The organism is Staphylococcus sp. EG-SA-2 (genome assembly GCF_017152085.1).
The window spans coordinates 1-481 of the sequence record NZ_JACYHC010000259.1; the positions used below are offsets into that span (position 1 = coordinate 1).

The window sequence follows — 481 nt, forward strand, 5'->3', positions numbered from 1 at the left end:
ATAAAGTATATAAAAGAGCAGTAAGATCATTTTCAATTAGATACCGTCTTACTGCTCTTCTCTATTTATACAATATTTTGTTTTCGATGATATCATTTTAAATTTATATAAACACAAAATTAAAGTTATACATACTTAGACAATCGAAAGTGTACATTATTAAATTATCATTTTCTTCGGCTCTCGCTTACTCATTTAGCTCTACTAAACTCGTTGCGCTCTTTTCTCGTTTCGTCAGATTCAAACGTTTTCACTTCGTCAAGCCATTTTCTTTGTGTTAACTTTTATTTTGACGTTTTAGACATAAAAAAAAGAGACCTTGCGGTCTCAATGCGGCTCATCGCATCCATTTTTTGCCTGGCAACGTTCTACTCTAGCGGAACGTAAGTTCGACTACCATCGACGCTAAGGAGCTTAACTTCTGTGTTCGGCATGGGAACAGGTGTGACCTCCTTGCTATAGTCACCAGACATATGAATGT

At 35.6% G+C, this 481-nt stretch carries 1 rRNA gene; it reads right to left on the bottom strand.

The annotated features are described in order from the left end of the window. Positions 1 to 355: 355 nt before the first annotated feature. Positions 356 to 470 (bottom strand): 5S ribosomal RNA (rrf, locus tag IDG60_RS02530). Positions 471 to 481 lie beyond the last annotated feature (11 nt).